Source organism: Candidatus Zixiibacteriota bacterium (assembly GCA_022865345.1).
GTDB lineage: Bacteria > Zixibacteria > MSB-5A5 > MSB-5A5 > RBG-16-43-9 > RBG-16-43-9.
The window spans coordinates 1-7811 of sequence record JALHSU010000149.1 but is presented as its reverse complement, the minus strand read 5'-3'; the positions used below and the strand labels follow the sequence as shown (position 1 = coordinate 7811).

Annotated in this window: 7 protein-coding genes; 5 read left to right on the top strand and 2 right to left on the bottom strand. The window is 41.1% G+C overall.

The genetic code is table 11. The features are described from left to right. The first annotated feature begins 121 nt into the window (after nucleotides 1-121). From MUP17_06920 to MUP17_06900, 5 genes are all read left to right on the top strand, one after another. Nucleotides 122-328, top strand: a complete 207-nt coding sequence (locus MUP17_06920) for a cold shock domain-containing protein (protein ID MCJ7458705.1) — start codon at nucleotides 122-124, stop codon at nucleotides 326-328. 54 nt (nucleotides 329-382) lie between these two features. Beyond that, nucleotides 383-1708, top strand: coding sequence for a B12-binding domain-containing radical SAM protein (locus MUP17_06915; GenBank protein ID MCJ7458704.1), 1326 nt, complete (start codon nucleotides 383-385; stop codon nucleotides 1706-1708). Between the two features lie 108 nt (nucleotides 1709-1816). After that, nucleotides 1817-3685, top strand: coding sequence for a hypothetical protein (locus MUP17_06910; GenBank protein MCJ7458703.1), 1869 nt, complete (start codon nucleotides 1817-1819; stop codon nucleotides 3683-3685). After that, nucleotides 3682-5937: a DEAD/DEAH box helicase family protein gene (locus MUP17_06905; protein MCJ7458702.1), complete on the top strand. Its 2256-nt coding sequence runs from the start codon at nucleotides 3682-3684 to the stop codon at nucleotides 5935-5937. Before MUP17_06910 ends, MUP17_06905 begins: the two co-directional genes overlap by 4 nt. Nucleotides 5938-6188: 251 nt before the next feature. After that, nucleotides 6189-6971, top strand: coding sequence for a hypothetical protein (locus MUP17_06900; protein ID MCJ7458701.1), 783 nt, complete (start codon nucleotides 6189-6191; stop codon nucleotides 6969-6971). Here the strand turns inward: MUP17_06900 and MUP17_06895 are convergent. Both MUP17_06895 and MUP17_06890 read right to left on the bottom strand, forming a co-directional pair. Beyond that, complete coding sequence (locus tag MUP17_06895) at nucleotides 6870-7097, bottom strand: cold-shock protein (protein ID MCJ7458700.1); 228 nt, start codon at nucleotides 7095-7097, stop codon at nucleotides 6870-6872. The two genes, MUP17_06900 and MUP17_06895, sit on opposite strands and share 102 nt — an antisense overlap. A gap of 219 nt (nucleotides 7098-7316) precedes the next feature. Then, on the bottom strand, nucleotides 7317-7811 hold a 495-nt coding region (locus MUP17_06890), incomplete at its 5' end, for a PEP-CTERM sorting domain-containing protein (GenBank protein MCJ7458699.1).

Sequence of the window (7811 nt, the reverse complement as noted above, 5' to 3'; positions counted from 1 at the left end):
TTTTAATCCAGAGATTAAAACCTGGAGAAAGGAGTCTTAAGGCAGATTGTTTTTTGAGGAGGTTCAAGCAGGACAATTATTTTCAGAAGGAGCGCATCTTCTTTGAAAGGAGAATAAGAGTATGTCTAAAGGGACAGTAAAGCGGCTAATGAGAGAAAGGGGCTTTGGATTCATCTCGGCTGAGGATGGCAGGGAGATATTTTTTCATCGCTCAGAACTTCAGAACGTAGATTTCGATAAATTAGAGCAGGGAGATAATCTGGAATTTAACGTAACCAAGGGGGACAAAGGTCCCAAGGCTACCGACATCAAAAAAACCAGCGCCTAGAGGATTAGCTTTCCGACACTTGGTCAAATTAAAACTCCAGAACAGAAGGATAAAATGAGGATTCTTTTAATAACTCCTTCTTTGGACAAAGAGAGGAGCCGGTTCTTGAGAACGCCTCAGCTTACCCTGGGTGTCATCTCTGCCTTGACTCCGGCTGAGATAGAGGTAGATACGGTTGATGAGGAGATTGAGCAGGTCAATTTTGACAAGCACTATGACCTGGTGGGAATCTCCTGTATGACTGCAGCAGCTCCTCGAGCTTACCAGCTCTCTTCGGTTTTCCGGGAAAAGGGTGCTAAGGTGGTTTTGGGGGGGATTCATCCTACAGTTATGCCCCAGGAAGCGATCACCCATTGCGATTGTGTAGTCATAGGTGAGGCGGAAGGATGTTGGAGCGAGCTCTTAGAAGATTTCAGACAGAATCGGTTAAAGAAGTTTTACCGATCTTTCGATTTTGACTTAGCCAAATTCCCCATACCCAAGCTGAACCACAATCACACTCCCTTTCATGTGAGCCCCATCCTCTGCACCAGAGGTTGTCCCTATGATTGCGAATTCTGTTCGGTTACTGGCCTTTATGGAAAAAAGTTTAGGCACCGTCTGATTCCAGACATTGTGAAGGAAATAGCTACAAGAGGTGGCAAGAAATTCTTCTTTTTAGATGACAACATCATAGGGGATGTTAAATTTGCCAAGGAGTTATTCACCGCTCTTTCGGATTTGAGAATTCGCTGGGTCGGTCAGGCATCCATATCCTTGGTCAAGGATAAAGCTTTGCTGGAGCTGGCGGAAAAATCCGGCTGTGCCGGTTTGTTTATCGGAATAGAGTCAGTTTCCTCTCATAATCTAAAGAGGCTCCGTAAATCTCCGAATAATGCTGAAGAATATAGCCAGGCTATCAAGATCATCCAGGATCAGGGGATTTTGTTCGATGCGTCATTAGTGTTCGGCTTTGATGATGATGATAAAAGCATATTCGAGAAGACCCTGGACTTTCTTGATAAAAACAGAGTCGCCATTGCTACTTTCAATATTTTGACCCCCTATCCGGGTACAGCCATCTTCGAGAGATTCAAGAAAGAAGGAAGGCTTTTAAGTCAGAACTGGCAGGACTATAACCACAGAACTGTGGTTTTCAGACCAAAAAATATGAGCCCGGAAGAGCTGGCCGAAGGTTTTCTCTGGTCAGGAAGGAATTTTTATACCAAAGCTTCAATATTCACCAGATTTTTTCATAACTTTACTCATCCGCTGATCTATTTTTCTGTTAACTGGGGGATCCGGAATGGTTTTAAAAATAAAAAAGTCGAAGATTTCCTGCCGCACCCCAGCCTCATAGGTCCGGTGCCCTGCGCACCTGACACTAAGATTTTAAGTTGAGTCAAAAGCTTACTCTTCACCGTAGGGGATTCCTGGTGACTAACGCATTGAGATCAAAATGTGTTAGGAATAGGTCCTGACACAACACAAAAGCAAAAGGATTAGAAAGTGCCGCGCAGAAAACCTGATTACTCGAACTGGGAAAAGGATAAGCTCATCGCCCGCATCCAGGAACTCGAAAAGCGGAAAAAATACGGGTTGGTGTGGGATGAAGAACGGGAACCTGAAAAAGTAGTGCAGCAATGTAAAAAACAACTTCCCGTTTTGAAGGAAGTTAAAAGCAAAGCCATAAAGAACGACCCTGAAAAACCTACACATATCCTTATCGAAGGCGACAATTACCACGCCCTGTCTGTGTTGAACTATACACACGAAAAAAGTATTGATGTGATTTATATTGATCCTCCATTCAACACCGGTGCAAGAGATTGGAAATACAACAATAATTACGTCGATAATAATGATTTATTTCGCCATAGCAAATGGCTATGCATGATGAACCATAGATTAAAAATAGCAAAAAACTTATTAACCGAAGAAGGAGTAATGATAACAGCAATCGATGATAACGAACATGCTACACTAAAGCTTTTGCTTGAAGACCTAATGCCGCAATACACACATGAAGTTGTGGTGGTTAATCATCATCCTCAAGGTTCAGGAGGAGCAAATGTTTCCGCAACCCATGAGTATGGAATAGTATCTGTTCCAAAGGGGAAACATTTGTTTGTTGGGGAGTATATTGGAGAAAGAATAGAAGAATGGAGTTTGATTAAAGCTGGAGCAGGAAAAGACTACTATCGAGTGGGACGTCCAAAAATGTTTTTCGCTATACATGTTGATAAAAAAACCGGTATGGCTGTGGATGCAGGTCCCGAATTAAGTATAGAAGATAAATACGAGACAGACGATACAAAAGAAGGCTTTAAAAGGGTATACCCGATCGATTCTAACGGTCGAGAAAGACGCTGGAGATACGGCAGAGAAACTATGATTAAACTCATACGGGAAGGTAGAATAGTAGGATCAAAACCCTCACTAAGCATGAAAGTTATTATGCCCCGCAAAGGGTCACTCAAGCCGATATACAGTAATTGGGTCGATTCAAAATATAATGCTGGTCCACATGGGACTAATTTGTTAAAGAATATACTACCTGATACAAACTTCCCATTTCCCAAGTCTTTATATACGGTTATTGACTCTATTGCTGGTGCATCACGTATTAAAAAAAATTGTATAGTTCTCGATTTTTTCGCTGGCTCGGGCACAACAGCCCATGCGGTTCTTGAAATAAATAGACTTGATAATGGTAATAGACAATTCATTCTTTGTACAAATAATGAAGGGGATATATGCGAAAAGGTCTGTTACCCAAGAGTTGAAAAAATCATAGAAGGATACACAGCAGATAGTAAAACCTCAACATTATTATTCGACAAGAAAATATCACTTAGGGGTCTCTCAAAAACTGTAGATATTTTAGAAGAAATCGAAAATGTCAAAAACACACATTCAGATTCATTCGATAAGTTTGAAATAAAATTTGAAGACAATACGATAAGAGTTTTTGGTGTTACTAATAAAGAAAACATAGTACAAGGATATGGCGGCAATCTAAAATATTTCAAAACTGATTTCGTCCCCGCCCAGCCTACCGATAGAAACAAAGCAAAACTGACCAAGCAATCGGTAGAAATGCTTTGTCTGAAGGAAAGCACTTTTGAGTTAGTAAGTGAAACGGACACCACCAAAATTTTTAAGAGCACCGAAAAATACACAGGAATTTTATTTGACGAGCAGAAAATCCCGGAATTCAAGGAACATATCAAAGATTTTGATAAACCGGTGAGGGTTTACATTTTTTCACTTGGTGACGATGATTTTATCGAGGAATTTGAAGAATTGCACGATAAGGTAAAGGTTTGTTCTATTCCTGCCGCCATTCTTCGGGTATATAAAAGGATTTTCAAATGAAACAGTTAGATTATCAGTTAGACGCCATTCAGAAACTGAAGAACAAATCAGACGAGTTATTAAACCTTCACGGTAATCACACCGTCGTTTTCAAAGCCCCTACCGGTTCCGGTAAAACGGTGATGATGGCAGAATATCTTAAATATCTTGTGGAATATCGAAACGATGGTAAAGTATTTTCGTTCATCTGGACGGCTCCGCGTAAACTACATACCCAAAGCAAGGAAAAACTGGAAAAACACTACCATGATTCAAAAGCATTAAAATGTGTCAGTTTTGGTGATCTTTCGGACAGAATGATCGGTGAAAATGAAATCCTGTTTTTGAACTGGGAGAGTATAAACCGGGAAGACAACATTTATTATCGTGAAAATGAGCAGGAATTTTTTTTGGAAAAGGTCATTGAGAACACAAAAGATGACGGACGCATCATCGTGCTCATTATCGACGAAAGCCATCACACCGCAGGCGCCGAAAATACGCAGGGATTGATTGCGATTATCAATGCCAAGCTTACGGTTGAAGTTTCCGCCACACCGAAAATTTCCGGCGATGAAGTTGTAACAGTTTACCGTCAGAAAGTGGTGGAAGAAGAAATGATAAAGAAACGGATTGCCATCAATCCCGATTTTAAGAATACTATTCTTCAGCAGTTGCCCAGTGGGGATGTGAAAGTGAAAAGCGATGCCGAAGAATCCACCAATGAATTTGTTATTCGTAAGGCACTGGAAGAACGTAAAAAACTGGCAAAACTGTTTGAAGATGAAGGTTCAAATGTAAATCCGCTAATGCTGATTCAATTGCCTGATCGTCGCCATGGTCAGTTGGATTTCAAAGATGAGATTATTGACATTTTGAAAGACAATCACGACATCACAGTAGATAACGACCGGCTTGCTGTGTATTTATCGGAAGATAAAGAAAACCTGTCGACTATTACCAAGAACGACAGTCCCGTTGAAGTAATGATTTTCAAGCAGGCCATTGCTTTAGGTTGGGACTGCCCCCGTGCTTCCATTCTGGTTTTATTCCGTGATTGGCAAAGCATTGTTTTTTCCATTCAGACAGTTGGCAGGATTATGCGAATGCCTGAACTAAAGCATTATGCCAATGACGATCTTAATGTTGGTTACATCTACACCAATTTGAGCGATATTTCTATCCACCAGGATATTACCGACGGTTACGCCACCATTTACCACCCACAGAGAAATGATGATATTTACGAAGATATTCAATTGCAGTCTTGTCATTCAGTACGTCAACGTGAGCGAACACGTCTAGCCCCCAAATTCATGAAACACTTTCTTATAGCTGCAGAAGAACTGGATTTAAAAAACAAGATTTCAACGGATATTGCCCAAATTACCCACCAGTTAATCACGGACGGTGTTATTTCGAACCCCGATGAAGAATTTGAACATTTACAGGAAGAACGAACAGACACATCTGAGACGCACATCAGCGAAACCGTTGAACGGAAACTGAATGAAGAAGAAATACAGCATTTGTTTGATCAGTTTTCCTTCGATGCCCTCTCCCCGCTTTATCCTGAAGAACGGTCAATTAACCGCATAAACAAATCCATTTATGAATTCTTCAAGAATGAATTTCCGATGAAATTTCAGTATGCAGGTGTAGATGAACAGATGGTTGTTTTGGCAGATGTAAATCGTCAGCGTTTCTTGGATGTGATCAATCTTTCTAAAGAGAAATACCTGGAAGAGGTAGAAAAACGGGCCAGAGAATTAGCCATTGATGAAATTTGGGAAATTCCGCCTTCGCTTAGTTATTCGTTTGAATACACGAAACGGCATTTGGATCTTTCTATAATGCAGCCCTTTTATGAAAAAACGAATGCCTCCACGGTTGAGAAGAAATTCGCCAAGTTCCTAAACGACCAAAAACATGAAATCGAATGGTGGTTCAAAAACGGCGAACGGGATAGGACATTTTTTGCTGTTCCGCGAAAAGAAGGCGAAGATTACGTTCCGTTTTATGTGGACTGGATAGTTAAATACAAGAATGGTCGAATCGGTCTTTTTGATACAAAAGCAGGTATAACGGCAGAAACAGCGGGTTCACGATCAGAAGGATTATTCAAATACATTAAAGAACAGAATCAAATCGGGAAAAACTTATTCGGTGGGATAGTCATTGAAAAGAATGAAACCTTTTGGCTTCATTCAAAGAAAGAATACCAGTATGATGAGAATGATCTTATTGGTGCAGGATGGGAAATTCTTTCCTAAACCAAATGTTCTTGAACGAACGCACAATAAAGCGCTGCATCTGACCGCCACTCCGCTGCGCTTCATAGCGGCAGACTTGTAGGTCGGGCTGTCGACAGACTGCCCGACAACAACCTAACCCGTAGTCTCTCTTACCTCAAGCAGCAAATTCGCCACAACTTTAATGGTGAAAACCATAGCGCCACCTTTTATTGGGGTGACGAATATCTTTTGCATGCACAGAACCCCCCTTAAGGGAGAAGAAGAATCATATGAACCATCTGATTGATACCGACGATAAAGAAGTCGAAGATCCTGAGCTTCATCAAGGGGAAGACCCTGCGCTGTTGAAGTTCTTGGAAACATTGATCGAGAAGAGCATTAAAAGATTAGAAGATAAATCCTGTAAGCCGAGAATCCAGGATGCCTTAAAAGCTATCCAGCTTAAACAGAAGATGGTTAAAACCTCGGAAGCCGAAAAAATCTTTTGGCAGGAAATAGAAGCAATAAGAAGAGAAGTATTGCCAAAACTTTATACTGAATCTATCAACCTGGAAGCTCAAATTCAAAGTACCATCATAGGGCTTAAACAATTGGTGAAAAATGGCATTCTTCCGGTTAAAACCATTACCGACACTTTTAATCAAGGCAAATCTAAAGAAAGCCAGCTTACATATCACCGAATTGGCCGGCTCCTTTCCTCCATGGGATTCAGAAAGGCGAAAACCCAAACCGGAACCTACGCCATCCTCTGGGATGACAATCTTCTATCTCAAAATACATTTTCTAACGATGAAAAAAATGTAAAACAACCACCAGTAAGTCCAGTAAGTCCAGCAAGTCAGCTGGTAGGTCAAGAGCCCCAGGCTCCTGACCTACCACTGGTTCTCACCTCAGATGACAATAAAAAACCCCGCTTTTTCAAGCGGGGTTCGTCAATGCGGCTAAATCATTTACTGCAATTTAACTACATTTATAGCCTGGGGTCCTTTGGGACCCTCTGTGGTATCGAAACTAACTCCGTCTCCCTCATTCAGACTCTTATAGCCCTGTGACTGAATAGCTGAATAATGGACGAAAACGTCCTTATCCCCATCATTAGGCTGGATAAAACCGAAACCTTTAGCCTCGTTAAACCACTTCACTTTACCTTCTGCCAATACTTTCTCACCACCTTTCATTTAAAAACTTGAAAACAAAAAAGCCACCGAAACCTACTTGCACATCAGGCTTCCGTGGCTAATTATCTCTTGTAAATCAATCCTAACGACTGCAATAACCTCAAAAAACCTTAGAGCTTTTGATATTATACGTAATCAAAGGTGATTTGTCAAGCAAAATTCTAAAATATGTCAACGCTAATTAAAAATGTCTGAGCACAGTGACCCTGATCAACATTTCTAAGCTCTGGTTCTTTTCCTCGTCCGAGGCCTGATCAAAAAAAGCCAGCTCAATAATCCTGAACCAAGTAGAATGACCGTTGCCGGTTCAGGTATAGGAGCAAAAGTCCTGGCAACCTGTAATGGTGTTCCATACATATTGCAGAAAAACGGCCGGTCATTCCCGGAGACTAATCTATAGTCACCAAAATAATCCATACTAAGGATTATGTTCTGGTTCCCGGTGTAGCCTTTAGTGGTAAAAGAAAATCCCCTGGATCTATTCCACTGCCTGACAGACCACCAGTCCCTCAAAAAATCTCCCAAATATAGTCCGGTCTGATTTCTCGTATCCGAAGCAATGTTAGTACCTCCAGCGGAGACAGACACGATATCCACAGCATTATCCCACCAAAGATTGAGCCCCAGACCCAAGGTTCCGATTCCTGAAGATACTTTTTCATAAGATCCATTGCCGCAATATGGTCCTGTTTCATACGGAAATAAATTGTCAAT

What these genes read in the sequence shown, in the direction of transcription:
- MUP17_06895 (MCJ7458700.1), bottom strand. Translation starts at nt 7,097, where the DNA reads ATGAAAGGTGGTGAGAAAGTATTGGCAGAAGGTAAAGTGAAGTGGTTT.
- MUP17_06915 (MCJ7458704.1), top strand. Translation starts at nt 383, where the DNA reads ATGAGGATTCTTTTAATAACTCCTTCTTTGGACAAAGAGAGGAGCCGG.
- MUP17_06920 (MCJ7458705.1), top strand. Translation starts at nt 122, where the DNA reads ATGTCTAAAGGGACAGTAAAGCGGCTAATGAGAGAAAGGGGCTTTGGA.
- MUP17_06905 (MCJ7458702.1), top strand. Translation starts at nt 3,682, where the DNA reads ATGAAACAGTTAGATTATCAGTTAGACGCCATTCAGAAACTGAAGAAC.
- MUP17_06900 (MCJ7458701.1), top strand. Translation starts at nt 6,189, where the DNA reads ATGAACCATCTGATTGATACCGACGATAAAGAAGTCGAAGATCCTGAG.